Genomic DNA, 19,597 nt, shown 5'->3' on the forward strand with positions numbered 1-19,597 from the left:
TGAGTCATGAGCGAGCTGTTATTGATTGATGATGACCAGGAGTTGTGCGAACTCCTGAGTAGCTGGTTGAGCCAGGAAGGCTTCCAGGTGCGCGCCTGCCACGACGGCCAGAGCGCGCGCAAGGCGTTAGCCGAAGCCGCGCCGGCGGCGGTGGTGCTGGACGTGATGCTGCCCGACGGCAGCGGTCTGGAATTGCTCAAGCAACTGCGCAACGACCACGCCGACTTGCCGGTGCTGATGCTTTCGGCGCGCGGCGAACCGCTGGACCGTATCCTGGGCCTCGAACTGGGCGCCGACGATTACCTGGCCAAGCCTTGCGATCCGCGCGAACTGACTGCACGCCTGCGTGCGGTGTTGCGTCGCAGCCATCCCGCCGCCGTGTCGACGCAGCTGGAACTGGGCGATCTGAGTTTCAGCCCGGTGCGCGGCGTAGTCAGCATCGACGAAAAAGAACTGACCCTGACTGTCTCCGAAAGCCGCCTGCTCGAAGCCCTGCTCAAGCAACCCGGCGAGCCGCTGGACAAACAGGAACTGGCGCAACTGGCCCTCGGCCGCAAGCTGACCCTGTACGACCGCAGCCTCGACATGCACGTCAGCAATCTGCGCAAAAAAATCGGCCCCCACCCGGACGGACGCCCGCGCATCGTTGCCCTGCGTAGCCGTGGTTACTACTACAGCCTCTGAATCTCTTCCCTGCCCTGATCATTCCCACGCTCTGTGTGGGAATGCAGCCAGGTACGCTCCGCGTCCCATCGTCTGAAGATCACAGCCTTCGGTGGCTCTTTAACGATCATTCGGGCATCGAACGAATAATGTCGGCCAAATCATTCCTGGTTATTTCCCTTGCACTGATGGCGGCAGCAACGTCTTTTTTGGACAGTGGGAAACGCTTGAAGATTTCCCTCAAAGTGTCCGCATCAACATCTGCCAGCCAGAGCGGGTCAATGAAAGGACCGCCATATTCAGGTTTCATGGCTACTTCGTCGTAAGCAACCGGACCTTTATGGTTGAAATACACCACATAACGATCATGCCCTTCAGGAAAGCTTTTATCGCGATATAGCGTCGTACCCTGCGGCAGCACGTAGTAATTCTCGCCGCCATTTGGGCCCTCGATCAGCAATGGCTCTTTCGTTTTGATCATCTTCATATCGTGTCCTTTCGAACCATGATCAAAAATCAGCAAAGCCAAAAAAACCGCATTGATCGATAAAGCTGCCATCAGCCATGGGCCGAGTTGCCTGATAAACGTTTTCCTTGTCATAGGGGATCTCGGTATTGGCTTTGTTTAGGCACGCAGCCTTTGTTCTTTCGCTGAGCGGCAATACCGTCCAAATGAGCGATCACCGCCTCGGCGCTTGCATTATCCAAGAGATTGCAGCCTCCGGCACCTCCTGCACAGGATATGTGTAAGGCCGGGAGCGAAGCGTCTTTACCCAAGCTTTACGCTGCGCTGACCGCCGCTGACCTTGATCTGCGTAATCTGCACTCATCCGGAACGTACCGGGAACGAGACAAGGAGATACACCATGCGCAAGACTCTTATCGCTCTGATGTTCGCTACCGCTCTGCCAACCGTAGCCATGGCCATGCCGCAGGATGGCGGCCCGATGGGTGGCCCGCTCGACGGTCCGCGCCACGGTGGTCAGATGCACGGCGGCATGCACGGCAAAGGCCCGTACAGCCAGCTTGATCTGACCCGCGAACAGCGCGAGCAGATCCGCAAGATCATGGGCGAGCAAATGCACGAGCGTAAGCAGGTGGTCGACAAATACCTGGAAAAACTCTCGCCGGCCGATCAGAAAGCCATGAAGGACGAGATCGCGGCCAACCACAAGAAAGCCGAGTCCGATGTCCGCGCGCTGCTCAAACCCGAGCAACAGAAGCAGTTCGACGAGATCCAGAAGAAGCGCGCCGAACGCCGCGCCGAATGGGCCGAGTTCAAGGCCTGGAAAGCGCAGCAGGCGCAAAAGGCGCAATAATGGCTTGACCCTGGGCCCGACGACTCACCTCGTCGGGCCTGTTCCATTCAAATCGAATGTGGGAGCGAGCCTGCTCGCGAAGGCGGTGTATCAGCCAGCGATGGACTGACTGACACTACGCCTTCGCGAGCAGGCTTGCTCCCACATTTGAACAGTGTGATTTTCGAGGAGTTTCTGTGCGTTCACTGTTCTGGCGGATTCTTGCGAGCTTCTGGCTGGCCATCGCTCTGGTAGCCGGCCTGTCAATTCTGCTCGGGCACATGCTCAATCAGGACGCGTGGATCCTCAGCCGTCATCCCGGCCTCAATACGCTGGCCAATGAATGGACGCAAACCTACGAAGCCCAGGGCGAAGAGGCCGCGCAGGACATTCTCGAACAACGTAAACGCCAGTATCACATCGACGTTCAGGTGCTCAATGAAACCGGCGACCCGGTGGTGCGCGGCACTTTCCCGCGTCGCGCCGCAGCGTTTGAAGCGCGACAGCACAACGACGACCGCCGCTTGCCGTGGCGGCGCCTGACTGACGAGATCACCAGTGAAAAGACCGGCGACACCTATCTGTTCATCTATCGCATCCCGCACCCGGAACTCGACGCCTGGCACCGCGAAAGCCTGCTCTGGCCGCTGAGTGCGCTGGGCATTGCGCTGGTAGTGCTGACCTTGTTCAGTCTGCTGGTGACTTTCTCGATCACCCGCCCGCTCAGCCGTTTGCGCGGAGCGGTGCATGATCTGGGGCAGACCACTTATCAGCAGAACAGCCTGGCGAAACTGGCCAACCGCCGTGACGAATTCGGCGTGCTCGCTACGGATTTCAACCGCATGGGCGCGCGCCTGCAAAGCCTGATCGGCAGTCAGCGGCAGCTGCTGCGCGATGTTTCCCATGAACTGCGCTCACCACTGGCGCGCCTGCGCATCGCGCTGGCTTTGGCCGAGCGCGCCAACCCGCAAGAACGGGAAAAACTGTGGCCACGCCTGACCCGCGAATGCGACCGGCTGGAGGCCTTGATCAGTGAAATTCTGGTGCTGGCGCGAGTCGATGCCGACAACGCCAGCGCTGAAGAAGTGGACCTGAATGCGTTGCTCGCCACACTGCAAAAGGATGCGCAACTCAGCTCGCCCGAGCAGACCGTACGCCTGCAAGCCGAGCCGCAGCTGAATCTCAAAGGCTGGCCGACGATGATCGAACGCGCCGTGGATAATCTGCTGCGCAATGCCCAGCGCTTCAATCCGCCGGAGCAACCGATCGAACTGCAGGCTGCGCGGCAGGGAGAGCGGATTATTATCAGCGTGCGCGACCATGGGCCGGGGGTGCAGGCGGAGCATCTAAGCCAGTTGGGCGAACCTTTTTACCGGGCGCCGGGGCAGACGGCAGCGGGGCATGGCTTGGGGCTGGCGATTGCCAAACGGGCGGCAGAACGGCATGGCGGCAGTCTGGTGTTGGCCAATCATGCGCAAGGTGGGTTTGTGGCGAGTCTGGAATTGCCGCTCTTACCCGGTGTGACGGTACAACCATGATGCAAATGTAGGAGCGGGCTTGCTCGCGAAAGCGTCGTACTGGTCAAACAAGATGTTGACCATGCCAGCGCTTTCGCGAGCAAGCCCGCTCCCACACGTGATTCTGTGAGGTCAGGCTTTACCGGGCCAGACGCTGACGAACTCGTTCAGATCAACCTTCTCCGCCACTCGCGGCTCTTTCTGCGGCGTGCCGAGATAGAGAAACGCGATCACCTCTTCGCCTTCCGCCAGCCCCAAGCCTTCGGCCACATGCCTGGAATACGCCAGATCCCCGGTGCGCCACACCGCGCCAATCCCCTGCGCGTACGCCGCGAGCAAAATCCCGTGTGCCGCGCAGCCCGCCGTGAGCAACTGTTCAGCCTTCGGATATTTCACGTGTTCCTGCAACCTGGCGATCACCACAACCACCAGCGGAGCGCGCAGTGGGCCGTTGCGGGCCTTGTCGATCATCGCTTCGGTGACTTCGCCGCCCTGCAGGCGAGCCGCCTCGGCGAGCAGCTCGCCCATTTGCTCACGCGCCGCGCCTTCGACGGTCAAAAAGCGGTACGGCTGCAGATGCCCATGATCCGGAGCACGCAAGGCCGCGCCAAACAGCGCCTCACGCTGCTCGGCAGTGGGGGCCGGTTCGACCAGGCGGGGAACGGAAACACGGTTGAGCAACGCGTCGAGAGCCTGCATCGGCCACCTCCTTTGAAAAATGTGCGGCTATTCTAGCTTTAACTGCGCAGCGCCTGCCGGTTTACATGCCCTGCCCCACGGGTAGAATGGCGCCCTTCCCCCATCAGCCCGAGCGGATTTCATGGCGTTGCCGACCTTACGGATCATTGGTTTCATCATCGGCATCTTTTTGATCACCCTGGCGGTGGCCATGGTCGTGCCGATGGCCACGCTGGTGATCTTCGAGCGCACCAGCGATCTTCCTTCGTTCCTTTGGGCGAGCATGATCACCTTCGTTGCAGGCCTGGCGCTGGTGATCCCTGGACGTCCCGAACACATTCATTTACGCCCGCGTGACATGTATCTGCTGACGGTGAGCAGTTGGCTGGTGGTGTGCATTTTCGCCGCGCTGCCGTTTCTGCTGACCCAGCACATCAGCTACACCGACTCGTTTTTCGAAAGCATGTCGGGCATCACCGCCACTGGCTCTACCGTACTCAACGGCCTGGACAACATGTCGCCGGGCATCCTGATGTGGCGCTCGATGCTGCACTGGATCGGCGGCATCGGCTTCATCGGCATGGCGGTGGCGATTCTGCCGCTGCTGCGTATCGGTGGCATGCGGCTGTTCCAGACCGAATCCTCGGACCGCTCGGAAAAGGTCATGCCGCGCTCGCATATGGTGGCGCGGCTGATCGTGGCGGCTTACGTCGGCATCACCATCCTTGGCAGCCTGGCGTTCTGGTGGGCGGGAATGAGCCTGTTCGATGCAATCAACCACGCAATGTCGGCGATTTCCACCGGCGGTTTTTCGACTTCCGACCAGTCGCTGGCGAAATGGTCGCAGCCGGCGGTGCACTGGGTGGCGGTCGTGGTGATGATTCTCGGCAGCCTGCCGTTCACCCTGTACGTGGCGACGTTGCGCGGCAATCGCAAAGCTCTGATCCGCGATCAGCAAGTGCAGGGGTTGCTGGCGATGTTACTGGTGACCTGGCTGGTGCTGGGCACCTGGTATTGGTGGACCACCAAGCTGCACTGGCTCGAAGCACTGCGGCACGTGGCGCTGAACGTGACGTCGATAGTCACCACCACCGGTTTTGCCCTCGGCGATTACAGCCTGTGGGGCAACTTCTCGCTGATGCTGTTTTTCTATCTGGGCTTTGTCGGCGGTTGCTCCGGCTCGACGTCGGGCGGGATCAAGATCTTTCGTTTCCAGGTCGCCTATATTCTGCTCAAGGCCAACCTCAATCAGTTGATCCACCCGCGCGCGGTGATCAAGCAGAAGTACAACGGCCATCGTCTCGACGAAGAGATCGTGCGCTCGATTCTGACCTTTTCGTTCTTCTTCGCCATCACCATCTGTGTGATCGCCCTGCTGCTGTCATTGTTGGGCGTGGATTGGATGACCGCGCTGACCGGCGCCGCCAGCACGGTCTCCGGCGTCGGCCCGGGCCTGGGTGAAACCATCGGCCCGGCCGGCAACTTCGCCACCCTGCCGGATGCCGCCAAGTGGATCCTGTCGTTCGGCATGCTGCTCGGCCGGTTGGAGATCATTACGGTGTTTGTGCTGTGTATTCCGGCGTTCTGGCGTCATTGACCGCGTCCGGCACCTGTAAAAGGCGCGTGCGGTATTCGCCGGGCGTGGCGTCGAACCAGCGGCGGAAGGCGCGAAAGAAGTTGCTCGGGTCGGCGAATCCCAACAGGTAAGCGATTTCCAGCAAGGTCATGCTCGGTTGCGCCAGATATTGCTCGGCCAGTTCACGCCGGGTGTCATCGAGCAACTGCTGGAAACTGGTGCCCTCCTCCTGCAACCGGCGCTGCAATGTGCGCTGCGACAGGTGCAGGGTCTGCGCGACAGTGTCGCGCTTGGGCTCGCCCTGAGGCAGCAAACGACACAGCACCTGACGTGCCCGGTGCGTCACGCGAGTTTCGGAAAACCGCGCCAGATATTCGCCGGCGAAGCGGTCATGCAGCAACGCCATGGCTTCGTTGGCGGTGGGCAATGGTGCTTCCATATCGGCACGTTCGAAGATCAACGCATCGTAAGGGGCATTGAATACCAGCGGGGCGTGGAAGGCTTCTTTATAGGGTTGCAGATAGGTTGGCTGATCGCCCTGGATCAGCACTTTGACCGGATGCAGTGGGCGCCCGGTCAACCAGCCGCACAGCGCCAAAGCGCAGGCCAGTGACGCCTCGGCGCTCTGCCGGGTGGGCGGCAAGTGATCGCCGTGCACGGTGAGAATCAGCGCGTAACCTTCGTCGAGCAGGCGAAAACTCAAGTCGGCGCTTTCGGCAATGATGCGTTGATAGCGCACCAGGCGCTGGAAGCCTTCAGCCAGCGTATTGCTCGACATCAGTGCGTAGCCGGCGACATGGAACGAGGCCGGTCGCACCACTTTGCCCATGTTCAGGCCGATCGCCGGGTTGCCGGAGACCTCTACCGCGCGTTGCCAGAGCCGGGTCATGGAGTCTTGCGGGAAGCGCGCATCCGGATCTTCGAGGGCGCTGAAATCCAGCCCCAGTTGCTTGAACAGAACCCGGCAATCCAGGCCGTCCATCTCCAGTGCTTTGACAATCCCCATCGCCCAGCTTGCAGAAGTCGTTCGTTCGCTCATGGTTGTTATTCTTTTACATGACGGGCTGCAGGTAACCGCCCTATTTGCGAAGGATACTAAAGTGGCGCCGATTGTCACTGGCCCACACCCCTGATCACTCTAGACTCAAATAAGCTGCCCGCCGAACAACTTGACGCCAGAACAATCACCACAGAGAGCGCGGTCGTGGAAAATTTCAAGCAGTTCAACAGCTTCGCCGAGTTCTATCCGTATTACCTCGCCGAACACAACAACAGCACCTGCCGCCGTCTGCATTTCATCGGCACTTCCCTGGTCATCTTCATTCTCGCCCTGAGCATCGCCAAGGGCGCCTGGCTGCTGTTGCTGGCTTTGCCTCTGGCCGGTTACAGCTTCGCCTGGATCGGTCATTTCTTTTTCGAGAAGAACCGCCCTGCGACCTTTCAGCATCCGCTGTACAGCCTGCTCGGCGATTTCGTCATGTACCGCGACATGATTCTCGGTCGCGTGGCGTTCTGAATGAGGATCTGCCCATGAATGTCCAGGCTCGTTTCACCCACATGAAGGACGGCACCGAGGAAGACTGGGCGATCATCGCCGCTGACTTCAGTGCCTATGCCAGACAGCTGCCGTCGCGAATTGTCACGCACCTGAAACTGCTTGAAGGCGATTTCGGCGGTTTCCCGGTCGATCGCCTGACCCACTCGCTGCAAACCGCGACACGGGCCTTTCGCGACGACCGTGACGAGGAATACGTCGTCTGCGCGCTGCTGCATGACATTGGTGACACCCTGGGCTCGTACAATCACCCGGACATTGCTGCAGCGATTCTCAAGCCGTTCGTAAGTGCGGAAAATCTGTGGATGGTGGAGAAGCACGGCATCTTTCAGGGCTATTACTTCTTTCATCACTTGGGCATGGATCGGCATTTGCGCGAGCAATTCAAGGAACATCCGCAGTTTCAGGCGACTGCCGAGTTCTGCGCCAAATACGATGCGGCGGCGTTTGATCCAGCGTATGACACGTTACCGCTGAGTTTCTTCGAGCCGATGATGGAAAGGCTGTTTGCGCAGCCGAAGAGCTCGATTTACAAGGCTGCGATGCAAGAACACAGCCCAGCCTGAAAACACACACACTTCTTAAAGTGGGAGCGGGCTTGCTCGCGAACGCGATGTGCCAGTGAGAGATTTTCTGGCTGACACCGCGCATTCGCGAGCAAGCCCGCTCCCACATTTGGATCTGCGTGGTTCAGGCGATCTCGGCAACGTTGGCCGCTTTCAACTCCGCCTCCCGCGCCTGCGCATCCGCCAGCCGATACAACTCGATCGTGCCGTCCCAATGCTCGATCAACGCCGTGCACGACTCGACCCAATCGCCGCAATTGAGATAGTCCACCTCGCCGACCTTGCGAATCTCGGCATGGTGAATATGCCCGCAGACCACGCCGTGCAATTCGCGCTTCACACATTCGTGGGCAATGGCTTCTTCGAAGTCGCTGATGAAACTGACGGCGGTCTTCACCTTGTGTTTCAGATAGGCCGACAGCGACCAGTAACCGTAGCCATAACGGGCGCGCCAGTGATTGAGCCAGCGGTTGAGCGTCAGGGTGAATTCGTAGGCCGAGTCGCCGAGAAACGCCAGCCAACGGTGATAGCGAGTGATCACATCGAACTGATCGCCGTGAATCACCAGCAAATGCCGGCCATCGGCGGTGACATGCACCGCTTCGTCGACCAACTGGATATTGCCCAGAATCAGATTGGAATAGCGCCGCAGGAATTCGTCATGGTTGCCGGTGACGTAGATTACCTCGGTGCCGCGCTTGCTCATGGTCAGCAATCGGCGGATGACGTTGGTGTGGGCTTGCGGCCAGTACATGCCGCTGCGCAGTTTCCAGCCGTCGATGATGTCACCGACCAGATAGACCTTGTCGGCGTGGTAGCCCTTGAGAAACTGCGACAAATGCTCGGCCTGACAATCCCGCGTGCCAAGGTGCACATCGGAGATCCACAGGGTTCGCACCCGTTGTTTGCGACTGGGGCGGGCGAGCTCGGCGCTGGTCATGGGCAACCCTCTGCGATGTTTTCGCCAGCTTGCGCGCGCCCGGTTAATCGACCATGACAGGCGCGCGTCAGTCGTGTGACAGTGCAGCCTGTGCGCACCGGTGTAGACTGGCGACCACTTCGGAGACAACCTGCCATGCGACCGATCCTTACCCTGCGACAGTACAATCACGACCTGATCGCCCACAGCCACAACCACCCGCAATTGGTGTTCGGGCTCTCCGGTGCGCTGGATTTCGAGGTCGAGGGGCGCGGCAGTCAGGTCCGTCAACGCAGTTTCGTAGTCATCCCGTCCGGTGCCCACCATGCGTGCGGCAGTCCCGAGGGCAGCCAGTGTCTGGTGCTGGATATCCCGGACGACCAGTGGCTGACGAACGCTCTGGGCGATCACGCCGACGCCAGTCGCCGACTGTTCGATCAGGCGGGGCGGTTATCGCTGAATGCGCAGCAGAGCCAATTAATCAGTTGGTTGGCCAACAGCCCGGTCAGCGACCCGGTGATCGCACAGCAAGGCGCGGTGCTGCTGCTGGCCAGCCTCAACCACGCGCGGCCTGCCGAAGTCGCTGCTCGCCGTCTGCCCTATGTCGTGCTGGACGCGCACATCGAGCGAAACGCTGCGTATCCGCTGCAAGTCGCCGACCTGGCGCGGGTCGCCGGGTTGTCGAGTGCGCGACTGCACGCACGCTTCATGGCTGAGTGCGGGCAGACGCCGATGGACTATATCCGCAGTCGGCGCCTGCTTCTGGCCGTGCAACTGTTGCGCGACACGTCGCTGCCGATCGGTGAAATCGCCAGCCGTGTCGGTTATTCATCGCAAAGCGCTTTTTCTGCGGCGATGCTGCGTGAGTTCGGCGCCTCGCCGCGCCAGTTGCGGCGCGACTCCTGCGACAAAAATCGCTAGCCTCGCGACAGACTCCTGGCCATCCCCCGGTTCAATATGCAGTTGAGATTGTGTTTGAGATAAAAGGATTGCAATGACTCCGCGTACCGCCCTCGGCGCCCTGCATATCGGCGCTTTGATGTTCGGCCTGACCGGTGTGTTCGGCAAACTCGCTGCCGCGTCGCCGGCGGTCATTGTGTTCGGGCGCGCCGCTTTCGCCGTGCTTGCCCTGGCCTTCTTCGCTCGATTCGCCAGCCAGAGCGGTTGGCAAAAACTGCAAGCAGTCGACTGGCGACGCCTGGCGCTGAGCGGGGTGTTGCTGGCCGGACATTGGGTGAGTTTTTTCGTATCGGTGAAGATCGCCGGAGTGGCCATCGCCACGTTGGGCTTTGCCAGCTTCCCGGCGTTTACGGTGATACTCGAAGGGCTGATTTTCCGCGAACGCATCCGTGCCAATGAAATCGTCCTGGTCGTGTTGGTAACCATCGGTCTGGTGCTGGTAACTCCGGCGTTCGATCTGGGCAGCGGCGCGACAGTCGGCTTGCTTTGGGCAGTGTTGTCCGGCCTGCTGTTTTCCCTGCTGTCGCTGACCAACCGCGCCAGTTCCGGACGCATCCCGGCGGTGCAGGCGGCGTTGTGCCAGAACGTTGTCGTGGCGTTGTGTCTGTTGCCGGTTGCAGCGCCGCAGTTGAGTGCGGTGCGCGCGCTGGACTGGTTGTGGATCGCCCTGCTCGGGGTGTTTTGCACAGGCGTGGCGCACAGCCTGTTCGTCGCCAGTCTGGCAGTGATCAAGGCGCGCACGGCGGCGGTGGTATTCGCCATGGAGCCGGTTTACGGCATCACCCTCGCCTGGCTGCTGTTCAGTGAAACCCCGACCCTGCGCATGCTCATCGGTGGCGCGCTGATCATCGTGGCGATCGTGGTGTCGGCGCGGATGTCAGGCGCCAGCGACAAAAAAACCGTCGCCGCCGAGGCCGCCTCTCACTGAGCGCGGTCGTTGTGACCGAGGTCGCGGTCAGGATCGATCTGATCACGTACCCGCTGCTTCAAAACCTTGGCTTCGGGGAAGCCACCGTCGGCCTTGCGTTCCCAGATCTGCACGCCGCCACAGGTAATGTGAAACACCCCGCCGCTGCCCGGCACCAGTGATACTTTGCCCAGCTCGTCAGCGAAGGTGCTGAGCAGTTCCTGGGCCAGCCACGCCGCGCGCAGCAGCCACTGGCATTGGGTGCAATAGGTGATGACAACTTCGGCTTTGGCGACGGTCATGATCGCTGAAACTCCTGAGACAGAGGGCGCCGCTATAATAGCCGGCTTTACCGCTTGCCCAGAGACTCACAATGCGCCGTTTGCTGTTCTGCCTGCTGCTTGGTTTCCTTCCCCTGCTGCTTCATGCCAGTGAAGCGCCACGACCGAAAGTCGGTCTGGTGTTGTCCGGCGGTGCCGCGCGCGGGCTGGCGCACATCGGCGTGCTCAAAGCACTGGAAGAACAAGGCATCACGATCGACGCGATTGCCGGGACCAGCATGGGCGCGGTGGTCGGCGGCCTGTACGCCTCGGGCTACAAGGTCGATGAACTGGAGAAACTCGCGCTGAGCATCGACTGGCAAGCAGCGCTGTCCGACGCACCGCCGCGCGAAGATGTGCCGTTCCGGCGCAAGCAGGACGATCGCGACTTTCTGGTGAAGCAGAAACTCAGCTTTCGCGACGACGGCAGCCTCGGCCTGCCGTTGGGGGTTATCCAGGGTCAGAACCTCGCGCTGTTGCTGGAAAGCCTGCTGGCCCACACCAGCGACACCCGCGACTTCGACAAACTGCCGATCCCCTTTCGCGCCGTGACCACCGACATCGCCAATGGCGAAAAAGTGGTGTTTCGCAAAGGCCACCTGCCCCAGGTGATTCGCGCGAGCATGTCGATCCCCGCTGTGTTCGCCCCGGTCGAGCTCGACGGCCGCCTGCTGGTCGACGGCGGCATGACCGACAACATCCCGCTGGACGTCGCACGGGAAATGGGTGTCGACATCGCCATCGTCGTCGACATCGGCACGCCGCTGCGCAACCGCAAGCAGTTGACCACGGTGGTGGATGTGCTCAATCAGTCGATTACCCTGATGACCCGGCGCAACTCCGAAGAGCAACTGGCAGCTCTGCATGCCGATGACGTATTGATCCAACCCGCGCTGGCCGCGTTCGGCGTGACCGATTTCGGCAAGGCTCAGGAGATGATCGATGCCGGTTACCGCGCCACCCGAATCCTCGATGCGCGGCTGGCACAACTGAAGCCAACTGAAACCCAGGACGCCGAACTCAACGCCGCCCGCCAACCGGGACAGCGCACGCCGATCATCACGGCCATCCGCGTCGAAAACGACTCGAAAGTCGACGATGCCGTGATTCGCTATTACATCCGCCAGCCGATCGGCGCGCCGCTGGATCTGGGCCGCCTGCATTCGGACATGGGCACGTTGTACGGCCTCGATTACTTCGATCAGGTGCGTTACCGCGTGGTGCACAAAGGCCAGGATCACACCCTGGTCATCAGTGCCAGCGGCAAGCGCAGCGGCACCGATTACTTGCGGGTTGGCCTCAACCTGTCGGACGACATGCGCGGCGACAGTGCTTTCAATCTCGGCGCCAGCTATCGCGTCAACGGCATCAACCGACTCGGTGCGGAATGGCTGACCCGGGCGCAAATCGGCGACAAGCAGGAGCTGTACAGCGAGTTCTATCAGCCGCTGGATGTCGGCTCGCGCTATTTCGTCGCGCCGTATGCGTCGTTCGAGGCGCAGAACGTCGACTCGGTGCTGGATAACGATCCGATCGCCCAGTATCGCGTCGAGCGCTACGGTTTTGGCCTCAACCTTGGCCGGCAGATCGGCAACAACGGCGAAGTGCGGCTTGGCGTCGGCCAGGCCTGGGGCGAGGCTGACGTGCGCATCGGCGATCAGGATTTGCCGAGCGAGAGCTTCAACGAAGGCTTCTACACCGTGAAGTATTCGTACGATTCGCTGGACAACGTCTACTTTCCACATACGGGCAAAGAGGTGAGCCTGACCTTCACCCAGTTCGAACCGGGACTGAGCTCGGACACCCGCTATCGCCAGTGGGAGTTGAATTTCGACAAGGCCATGAGCCACGGCCCGGATACGCTGATACTCGGCGGGCGCTACGGCCGCACGCTGGACGATGCCAATGTGGTGACTTCAAGCTTCCTGCTTGGCGGCGCGCGGCAGTTGTCGGGGTTCCGTGAGGACGCGTTGTCCGGGCAGAACGTCAGCTTGATGCGCGCCGTGTACTACCGCCGCCTGACGCCGCGCTCGTATCTGCCGCTGGATTTCCCGCTGTACGCCGGCGCCTCGCTGGAACGCGGTCGGGCGTGGAATAACGACAACGCATTTGACAGCGGCTACATCAACGCCGCGAGCGTGTTTATCGGCTTCGACACGCCGCTGGGACCGTTGAATTTCACTTATGGATTGAATGATGCCGATGAGCAGGCGGTTTATCTGAATCTGGGGCAGACGTTCTGACGTCCTGGCGAACAGGCTCGCTGCCACAAGGACAGCTCATTTCATGGTGGGAGCGAGCCTGCTCGCGAAAGCGGTCCTGGAGAAACCTGTAATCCGTCGGCAGTCAACGAATCCCCGCCAACAACGTCCTCGCTGTTTGCCGCAACGGCTCATCCCCTTCCTTGAGCAATTCGTTGAGCAGCGCGATCGCACTGTCGATGTCGCCGTCGTCGATGCAGGTTTGGGCCTGTTCGAGCTTGCCAGCAGCCTCGGTCTCGCTGGACTCGGGTAATTGCAGATCCAGAGGCTTCAGTGCCGGCGACGGCTCGGGATCGCCGAACGCATTGAGGAAGTCATCGTCGAGCGGCTGGGCGTCGGGTTCGGGGATCCATTCAAGTTCGGCTTCTTCCCCAGATCCAGCTTGTGGAAGTTCGAAGTCGACCGGCAGCACGGACAGGCTTGTGCCCAACTCCGGATCATCAATCGGTGGTGCGGCGGAATCGGTGCGGCTGTCGTTGAGATCCCAGTTTGAATCCATCGACAGCTCACTCAGATTCAATTCGAAATCATCCTCGGGGGCGCCGAGCGTCGATGCGAGGGGCACCGAAACGGTCGCCGCTGTGGCCAACGGCAATTCGGCTGCGATCGGCGATGCTGCGAATGCCGCCGGTGCGGCGCCTGCCAGTTTTGGATGGCGAGCACGCGCCTCAACCAGTGTGCGGTCATCAACGCCGAGTGCCCGCAGGTGTTCCTCCTGCTGTTCATAGGCGGCGCTGTCACCTTGGCGCCCAAGAACTTCCAGCAACTGCAAACCAAGATCGGTGCGCTCAGGCTCCTTGTACAAGGCATCGCGCAGCAGCCCGGCCGCTTCGTTGAGCCGGCCATAGGCCAGATAAATGCCCACGGCTTCCAGCACATCGCCGGCACCGGGTTCGTCGCGATGATCAGTGGCCGCGTGCGAACCGACAGATTGTTGAAGTTCTGGCTCATCGACGTCATCTTCGGCGCTCACCGGCAATAGCGGCAGCGGCGTGCCATCGGCTGTCGAACGTTGCTGACGGCGGCGTAGAAACAATGCCGCCAGCGCACCCAGCAGCACGATCAGCCCGCCGAGCAGTGGCCAGTTCAAACCGTCGTCTGTCGCCTCGACGGGGGCCGAAACGGCCGCCGGAACAGCTGCGACCGCGGCCGGTGGCGGAGCTCTCTGCACTTCGGCCAGACGGGTTTGCAAATCTTCGATCTGCTTCTTGCCGTCGGCTATTTGCAATTGCTGCTCTTGCAGTCTGAGGTTCTGTTCGTCGAGGGTCTTTTGCAGCTGCTGGGTCAGCAACACGCTGGCAGCCAGTTGCTCGGCCTGCGCATCGTTGGCAGGTGCCGCTGGCGTTGGCGGTACGGGCGCGGCAGTGCGTTTGCCTTGGGCAGCCTGGGGCGGTGCGGTAACCGGTTCGACGGTTGGGAATTCGGAGGATTGCGGGCGCGGATCCGGCTCGTCGGTGGCGGGCACGATGCCCGGCGAACCCGGCGGGTCGATCAGCACCGTGTACTCGCGCAGCAGGCGGCCGTTGGGCTGATCGAGCTGCACGAGGAAGTTGAGGAAGGGTTCGTTGACCGGCTTGTTCGAGGTCACCCGGATCATCTGGCGATTGCCATGCAGGATCGGGGTGAACTTGAGGTCGTTGAGAAAGAACACCCGCTCGACGCCGGCCCGGCCGAATTCATCTGCCGAGGCCAGGCTGGCCGAGAGATCGTTTTGCGTCAACGTGCCGACATCGACCAGCGCGATGTCGGCCTTGAACGGTTGATTCAGGGCCGAATGAACAGTGATTTCGCCCAACCCCAACACCATCGACCAGGTCGAATAGCTGAATAGACCGGCAGCGAGCAGCCATTTGGCGCCCCCGCACAGCACTTGCCGACTTGCGAGCATGAGCATCCCTTAAATAAGCAAAACCGGTTTCTATGCGTTCGCACATCCGGTACGAACACGATATTGCCCAGTAGTTCTTATAGTCGGCTCAGAGCGATCTCTCAAAAAATCGGCGTTGGGATGTGCCTCAGGATTTTTCCAGATTGGCCAGAATGTGCCCGTGCACGCGCATGCACACCTTCAAATCCGCCTCGTCGACGCCTTCGAATAATTCGTGGCGCAGTTGCGTGGCAATCGTTTCGATTTGTTCGATCAGAGGTAGAGCGGGTGCGCAGAGCACGATTTTTTTCGCCCGACGGTCTTCCATCACTGACTGGCGTTGCACCAGTCCCTGGTTTTCCAGACTATCGAGCAAGCGCGCCAGAGTCGGGCCTTCGACGCCGACACTTTGCGCCAGTTCGCGTTGGGTCGGCGCCTCTTCAAAGCGCGCCAGATGCAACAGTACCAGCCAGCGCGCCTGCGACAGGCCCAGCCCGGCGAGACGACGATCCAGTTCGGCACGCCAGCCACGGGACATCTGGGCCAGTTGCATACCAAAGCGATGTTGATCGGTTAACGGCATAAAACACTCACGGTTAGACTGAAAATACGGAAAATCTAATTATTAGTCAGCTAAGCATGGGCGGCAGTTATAGGCAAGGGTGGCTCTGTACTGAATCGTTACAACTGAACGGGGCTTGGCGCAAACGTCGCTTCACATCTCGAATTCAGACTGCAACGCCGCCCGCACACAATAAAGCACGCCTTCCGGCACGCGCCCGGCGAACAACTCGGCCACTTCGGCGACGGACGGCAACTCACCCTCGCCATCGAGAAACGCGTCCTGTACTTCGCCCATCAGTTCCTCAGGCAAGTCCAACGCCTGCTCAAGCGACAATTGCTGCTTGCCGATGGCTTCAGCGAGCATCGCGTAGACGTTCTTTTCCGAACACTGCAGTTGCCCGGCGATCTGCAGCGGCGTCATGCCCGCGCGCGCGAGGGTGATCAGTTCGTGACGGACGTCGGCCACCACTTTCGGCGCTTCGGCCTCGCCGCCGAGCACTTCGAGGAAAGCTTCGCCGTAGCGTTCCAGCTTGCGCGCGCCGACGCCGCTGACCGTGGCCATTTCCGCCAGCGAGGTTGGCTGGCTGCGGAGCATTTCCAACAGGGTCGAGTCGGGGAAGATGACGTATGGCGGCACGCCGTGTTCTTCGGCGAGCTTGCGCCGCAACGCGCGCAAGGCTTCCCACTGTTCGCGTTCCTCGCCGCGCACCAGTTGGCTGGCCTGGCTCTTGCTGCCGGTTTTGGCGGTGACTTGTGGTTTCAGGTCGCGGCGCAGTTCCAGTTTCACTTCGCCTTTGAGCAGCGGCCGGCAACTGTCATTCAAGCGCAGACCGCCATAACCCTCGTGATCGACATCGGCCAACCCACGCGCCACCAACTGGCGGAACAGCGAGCGCCACTCGCTCTCGCTCAACGCCTTGCCCACGCCAAACACCGACAGGTGCTGGTGGCCAAAGCTGCGTACCTTTTCGTTGTCCTTGCCCAGTAGCACATCGACCAGATGGCCGACACCGTAACGCTGGCCGGTGCGGAAAATCGCCGACAAGGCCTGGCGCGCCGGCTCGGTGGCATCCCAAGTCTGCACGCCGTCGACACAGTTGTCGCAATGCCCGCACGGCTCGGGCATGTCTTCGTCGAAATAGGCCAGCAATGCCTGCCGGCGGCAGCGGGTTTCTTCGCACAGCGAGAGCATGGCGTCGAGTTTGTGCTGCTCCAGACGCTTGTGCCGTTCGTCGCCTTCGGAGTTCTGCAGCATCTGTTTGAGCATCACCACGTCTTGCAGACCGTAGGCCATCCACGCGTCCGCCGGCAGACCGTCACGGCCGCCGCGTCCGGTTTCCTGGTAATACGCCTCGAGGGATTTCGGCAGATCGAGGTGCGCGACAAAGCGCACGTTGGGCTTGTCGATGCCCATGCCGAACGCCACCGTGGCGACCATGATCAGGCCTTCCTCGTTAAGGAAGCGCTTCTGATGGTAGGCGCGCAGATCATTCGGCAGACCGGCGTGATACGGCAGCGCAGGGAAGCCCTGCTCGCTGAGGAATGCCGCAACTTCTTCGACCTTCTTGCGCGACAGGCAATAAACAATGCCGGCGTCGCTGCGCCGCTCGGCGAGGAACGCCAGCAATTGCTTGCGCGGCTGCTCTTTCGGGACGATGCGGTAGAAAATATTCGGGCGGTCGAAGCTCGACAGGAAGCGCTCGGCATTCTGCAGGTGCAGGCGATCGACGATTTCTTCGCGGGTGCGCTTGTCGGCGGTCGCAGTCAGGGCAATGCGCGGAACGTTGGGGAACAGTTCCGCCAATTGGCCCAGTTGCAGGTATTCGCGGCGGAAGTCGTGGCCCCATTGCGACACGCAATGCGCTTCGTCGATGGCGAACAAAGCGATTTCCAGGCTTTGCAGGAACGCCAGCATGCGCGGCTGGACCAGACGCTCGGGGGCCAGATAGAGCATTTTCACTTCGCCGCGCTTGATCCGCACAGCGAGATCACGCTGCTGCTCAGCGCTCAGCGTGGAGTTCAACGCGGCAGCGGCCACGCCCAGTTCTTCAAGGGTGGCGACCTGATCGTCCATCAGAGCGATCAACGGCGAAACCACCACCGCCAGACCGTCGCGCAGCAGCGCCGGCACCTGAAAGCACAAGGACTTGCCGCCACCGGTAGGCATCAGCACCAGCGCATCACCGCCGCTGGCCACGCGCTCAATGATCGCACCCTGACGGCCACGGAAACTGTCGTAGCCGAAGATGTCCTTGAGGACGCGTTGAGCCTGTTCGAGCATAAAAACTCCAAAAATCTACCGATACATCCCTGCTCAGGCTGGTTCAGAGCAGCCTCGGCTGCTTAAACAAAACGTAAGAACACGTTGCATGACCAGCGCAGCGCCAGCAGGGATCGCAAAACGCGGCAGTATACCCGAGGCCTTTGCCGCAGAGGGTGCCGCTGAGAAGACACTGATAAACCTGCCACGCACAAAACCCGGTGAGAGCGGGCTTGCTCGCGCAAGCGGCGGGTCAGTCGATGCAAAAGTGCCTGACACACCGTCTTCGCGAGCAAGCCCGCTCCCACAGGGTTATTCACCCTTTCCAGTAAGTCCGGTAATTGGGCAAATCTGCCAAGCGGCTGGCTAGAGCGCGCAAGAAGGCCTAGAATTCCCGCATTGTTTATTCCCCAAGGTAGCCCCGTAATGTCCTTCGCTGAGCAACTGACCCGCCTGCAAGTCTTCCTCGACGCCGACGAGCTGCACGACGAGGCGCTGGATTACGTCGCCGCCCACGGTTACCTGACCGCGCTGTCGATCTGCTCCGAAGACGTCCCGGAGCGCGAGTGGATCGACGCGCTGTTCGCCGAAGAGCCGCATTACGCCGACGAAGCCCAGCGTGCCGAAATCGAAGCCACACTGATCGGCCTCAAAGCGCATATCGCTCGTCAACTGGCCTCGGATGAAGAATTCGAACTGCCTTGCGAACTGGATCTGGGCGAAGAGCCGGACGATTCCGAACTGCGCGGTTGGTGCATCGGTTTCATGGAAGGTGTGTTCCTGCGCGAAGCCGCCTGGTTCGAAACCGCCGAAGAAGAAGTCAGCGAAATGCTCCTGCCGATCATGGTCGGTTCCGGTCTGTTCGACGAGCAGCCTGAGTTCGAGGATATCGCCAAGGACGCCAATCTGATGGACGACATGATCGTACAGATCCCGGAAGCCCTGACCGCGCTGTACCTGCTGTGCCAGGCGCCCGACGAAAAACCGGCGATCCTCAAGCCACGCCACCACTAAGATCCGGCCTATGGACAATCCCATAGGCAACCGCCCCCTGATGTTGCGCTACGTCCTGCTGGCCATCGGCTGGCTCAGCGTGGCATTGGGGGTGATCGGCATCTTCCTGCCGGTCCTGCCCACCACTCCTTTCCTTCTGCTTGCTGCAGCTTGCTTTGCGCGCAGCTCTCCGCGCTTCTATCGCTGGCTGGTCGAGCATCCACGACTGGGGCCATGGATTCGCGACTACCTCGAAGGCAACGGCATTCCGCTCAAAGGCAAGGTCTACGCGATCGGGCTGATGTGGGTGAGCATTCTGTTCTCGTGTTATCTGGTGCCGTTGATGTGGGCGCGAGGGTTCATGCTGACCAGTGCGGTGTTGGTAACGGTTTATATTTTGCGGCAGAAGACATTGCGTAAATCCTGATAAATCGCAGTTGCTCATGCTTGGCGAACTGGCGGTGAATCGGGTGCTGGATAATCTGGAGTTGCCGCAATCGGGATGACAGTCAGCTGAGTCCTGCGGTGTCAATTCCGGCCTCTTCGCGGGCAAGCCCGCTCCCACAGGTTCTGTGGTGTGACAAAAGATTTGTGGCCGCCGCTCATCTCCGTGGGAGCGGGCTTGCCCGCGAAGGCTGACTGACAGGCAATACATGCCTACACACAGAAAAAACCCGCCGTCCCTCCAACCGG

19 protein-coding genes are annotated in these 19,597 nt (G+C 60.7%); 11 read left to right on the plus strand and 8 right to left on the minus strand.

Annotation, left to right across the window (positions count from 1 at the left end; genetic code table 11):
* The first annotated feature begins 6 nt into the window (after positions 1–6).
* Positions 7–684, plus strand: coding sequence for a response regulator transcription factor (locus ACP7D9_RS03870; protein WP_101158609.1), 678 nt, complete (start codon positions 7–9; stop codon positions 682–684).
* 106 nt (positions 685–790) lie between these two features.
* Here the strand turns inward: ACP7D9_RS03870 and ACP7D9_RS03875 are convergent, their stop codons facing one another.
* On the minus strand, positions 791–1,264 hold the full coding sequence (locus ACP7D9_RS03875; protein WP_426155761.1) for a hypothetical protein: 474 nt from the start codon (positions 1,262–1,264) through the stop codon (positions 791–793).
* Positions 1,265–1,529: 265 nt separating this feature from the next.
* Between ACP7D9_RS03875 and ACP7D9_RS03880 the strand changes: the two genes are divergently transcribed.
* Together ACP7D9_RS03880 and ACP7D9_RS03885 are read left to right on the plus strand one after the other, a co-directional pair.
* Positions 1,530–1,982 carry a Spy/CpxP family protein refolding chaperone gene (locus ACP7D9_RS03880; protein WP_101158607.1) on the plus strand — a complete coding sequence of 151 codons (453 nt, stop codon included), beginning with the start codon at positions 1,530–1,532 and terminating at the stop codon, positions 1,980–1,982.
* Between the two features lie 176 nt (positions 1,983–2,158).
* Positions 2,159–3,499 carry an ATP-binding protein gene (locus ACP7D9_RS03885; protein WP_426155763.1) on the plus strand — a complete coding sequence of 447 codons (1,341 nt, stop codon included), beginning with the start codon at positions 2,159–2,161 and terminating at the stop codon, positions 3,497–3,499.
* 111 nt (positions 3,500–3,610) lie between these two features.
* On the opposite strand, the gene ACP7D9_RS03890 is transcribed toward ACP7D9_RS03885, so the two are convergent.
* Complete coding sequence (locus ACP7D9_RS03890; RefSeq protein WP_101158605.1) at positions 3,611–4,177, minus strand: nitroreductase family protein; 567 nt, start codon at positions 4,175–4,177, stop codon at positions 3,611–3,613.
* A gap of 121 nt (positions 4,178–4,298) precedes the next feature.
* Here ACP7D9_RS03890 and ACP7D9_RS03895 point away from each other — a divergent pair, with 121 nt between their 5' ends.
* Complete coding sequence (locus ACP7D9_RS03895) at positions 4,299–5,753, plus strand: TrkH family potassium uptake protein (protein ID WP_101158604.1); 1,455 nt, start codon at positions 4,299–4,301, stop codon at positions 5,751–5,753.
* Here the strand turns inward: ACP7D9_RS03895 and ACP7D9_RS03900 are convergent.
* Positions 5,710–6,771 carry an AraC family transcriptional regulator gene (locus tag ACP7D9_RS03900; protein WP_426155766.1) on the minus strand — a complete coding sequence of 354 codons (1,062 nt, stop codon included), beginning with the start codon at positions 6,769–6,771 and terminating at the stop codon, positions 5,710–5,712. The genes ACP7D9_RS03895 and ACP7D9_RS03900 overlap by 44 nt on opposite strands.
* 165 nt (positions 6,772–6,936) lie before the next feature.
* On the opposite strand from ACP7D9_RS03900, the gene ACP7D9_RS03905 reads away from it, so the two are divergent.
* Together ACP7D9_RS03905 and ACP7D9_RS03910 are read left to right on the plus strand one after the other, a co-directional pair.
* Positions 6,937–7,248 (plus strand): DUF962 domain-containing protein, encoded by a 312-nt coding sequence (locus tag ACP7D9_RS03905; RefSeq protein WP_101158602.1) that lies wholly within the window; start codon positions 6,937–6,939, stop codon positions 7,246–7,248.
* 14 nt (positions 7,249–7,262) lie between these two features.
* Positions 7,263–7,853 (plus strand): HD domain-containing protein, encoded by a 591-nt coding sequence (locus ACP7D9_RS03910; protein ID WP_312996614.1) that lies wholly within the window; start codon positions 7,263–7,265, stop codon positions 7,851–7,853.
* Between the two features lie 124 nt (positions 7,854–7,977).
* On the opposite strand, the gene ACP7D9_RS03915 is transcribed toward ACP7D9_RS03910, so the two are convergent.
* Complete coding sequence (locus tag ACP7D9_RS03915) at positions 7,978–8,793, minus strand: UDP-2,3-diacylglucosamine diphosphatase (RefSeq protein WP_426155767.1); 816 nt, start codon at positions 8,791–8,793, stop codon at positions 7,978–7,980.
* Positions 8,794–8,928: 135 nt separating this feature from the next.
* On the opposite strand from ACP7D9_RS03915, the gene ACP7D9_RS03920 reads away from it, so the two are divergent.
* Both ACP7D9_RS03920 and ACP7D9_RS03925 read left to right on the plus strand, forming a co-directional pair.
* Positions 8,929–9,693, plus strand: coding sequence for a helix-turn-helix domain-containing protein (locus ACP7D9_RS03920; RefSeq protein WP_426155769.1), 765 nt, complete (start codon positions 8,929–8,931; stop codon positions 9,691–9,693).
* Positions 9,694–9,766: 73 nt separating this feature from the next.
* Complete coding sequence (locus ACP7D9_RS03925) at positions 9,767–10,660, plus strand: DMT family transporter (RefSeq protein WP_426155771.1); 894 nt, start codon at positions 9,767–9,769, stop codon at positions 10,658–10,660.
* Here ACP7D9_RS03925 and ACP7D9_RS03930 read toward each other — a convergent pair.
* Positions 10,654–10,941 carry a SelT/SelW/SelH family protein gene (locus ACP7D9_RS03930; RefSeq protein ID WP_312996602.1) on the minus strand — a complete coding sequence of 96 codons (288 nt, stop codon included), beginning with the start codon at positions 10,939–10,941 and terminating at the stop codon, positions 10,654–10,656. The genes ACP7D9_RS03925 and ACP7D9_RS03930 overlap by 7 nt on opposite strands.
* A 71-nt stretch (positions 10,942–11,012) precedes the next feature.
* Between ACP7D9_RS03930 and ACP7D9_RS03935 the strand changes: the two genes are divergently transcribed.
* Positions 11,013–13,202, plus strand: coding sequence for a patatin-like phospholipase family protein (locus ACP7D9_RS03935; RefSeq protein ID WP_426155773.1), 2,190 nt, complete (start codon positions 11,013–11,015; stop codon positions 13,200–13,202).
* Between the two features lie 103 nt (positions 13,203–13,305).
* On the opposite strand, the gene ACP7D9_RS03940 is transcribed toward ACP7D9_RS03935, so the two are convergent.
* From ACP7D9_RS03940 to recQ, 3 genes are all read right to left on the minus strand, one after another.
* Positions 13,306–15,108 carry a FimV/HubP family polar landmark protein gene (locus ACP7D9_RS03940; protein ID WP_426155775.1) on the minus strand — a complete coding sequence of 601 codons (1,803 nt, stop codon included), beginning with the start codon at positions 15,106–15,108 and terminating at the stop codon, positions 13,306–13,308.
* Between the two features lie 127 nt (positions 15,109–15,235).
* A complete protein-coding gene (locus tag ACP7D9_RS03945) occupies positions 15,236–15,670 on the minus strand; it encodes a MarR family transcriptional regulator (RefSeq protein WP_016771142.1) in 435 nt (144 codons plus the stop codon).
* A gap of 132 nt (positions 15,671–15,802) precedes the next feature.
* Positions 15,803–17,932: a DNA helicase RecQ gene (recQ, locus tag ACP7D9_RS03950; RefSeq protein ID WP_101158595.1), complete on the minus strand. Its 2,130-nt coding sequence runs from the start codon at positions 17,930–17,932 to the stop codon at positions 15,803–15,805.
* Between the two features lie 405 nt (positions 17,933–18,337).
* Between recQ and ACP7D9_RS03955 the strand changes: the two genes are divergently transcribed.
* Both ACP7D9_RS03955 and ACP7D9_RS03960 read left to right on the plus strand, forming a co-directional pair.
* A complete protein-coding gene (locus tag ACP7D9_RS03955) occupies positions 18,338–18,925 on the plus strand; it encodes a YecA family protein (protein ID WP_101158594.1) in 588 nt (195 codons plus the stop codon).
* Between the two features lie 10 nt (positions 18,926–18,935).
* Positions 18,936–19,331 carry a YbaN family protein gene (locus tag ACP7D9_RS03960; RefSeq protein ID WP_101158593.1) on the plus strand — a complete coding sequence of 132 codons (396 nt, stop codon included), beginning with the start codon at positions 18,936–18,938 and terminating at the stop codon, positions 19,329–19,331.
* Positions 19,332–19,597 lie beyond the last annotated feature (266 nt).

The sequence above is a fragment of the Pseudomonas sp. TSRC2-2 genome, from assembly GCF_049897785.1.
GTDB lineage: Bacteria > Pseudomonadota > Gammaproteobacteria > Pseudomonadales > Pseudomonadaceae > Aquipseudomonas.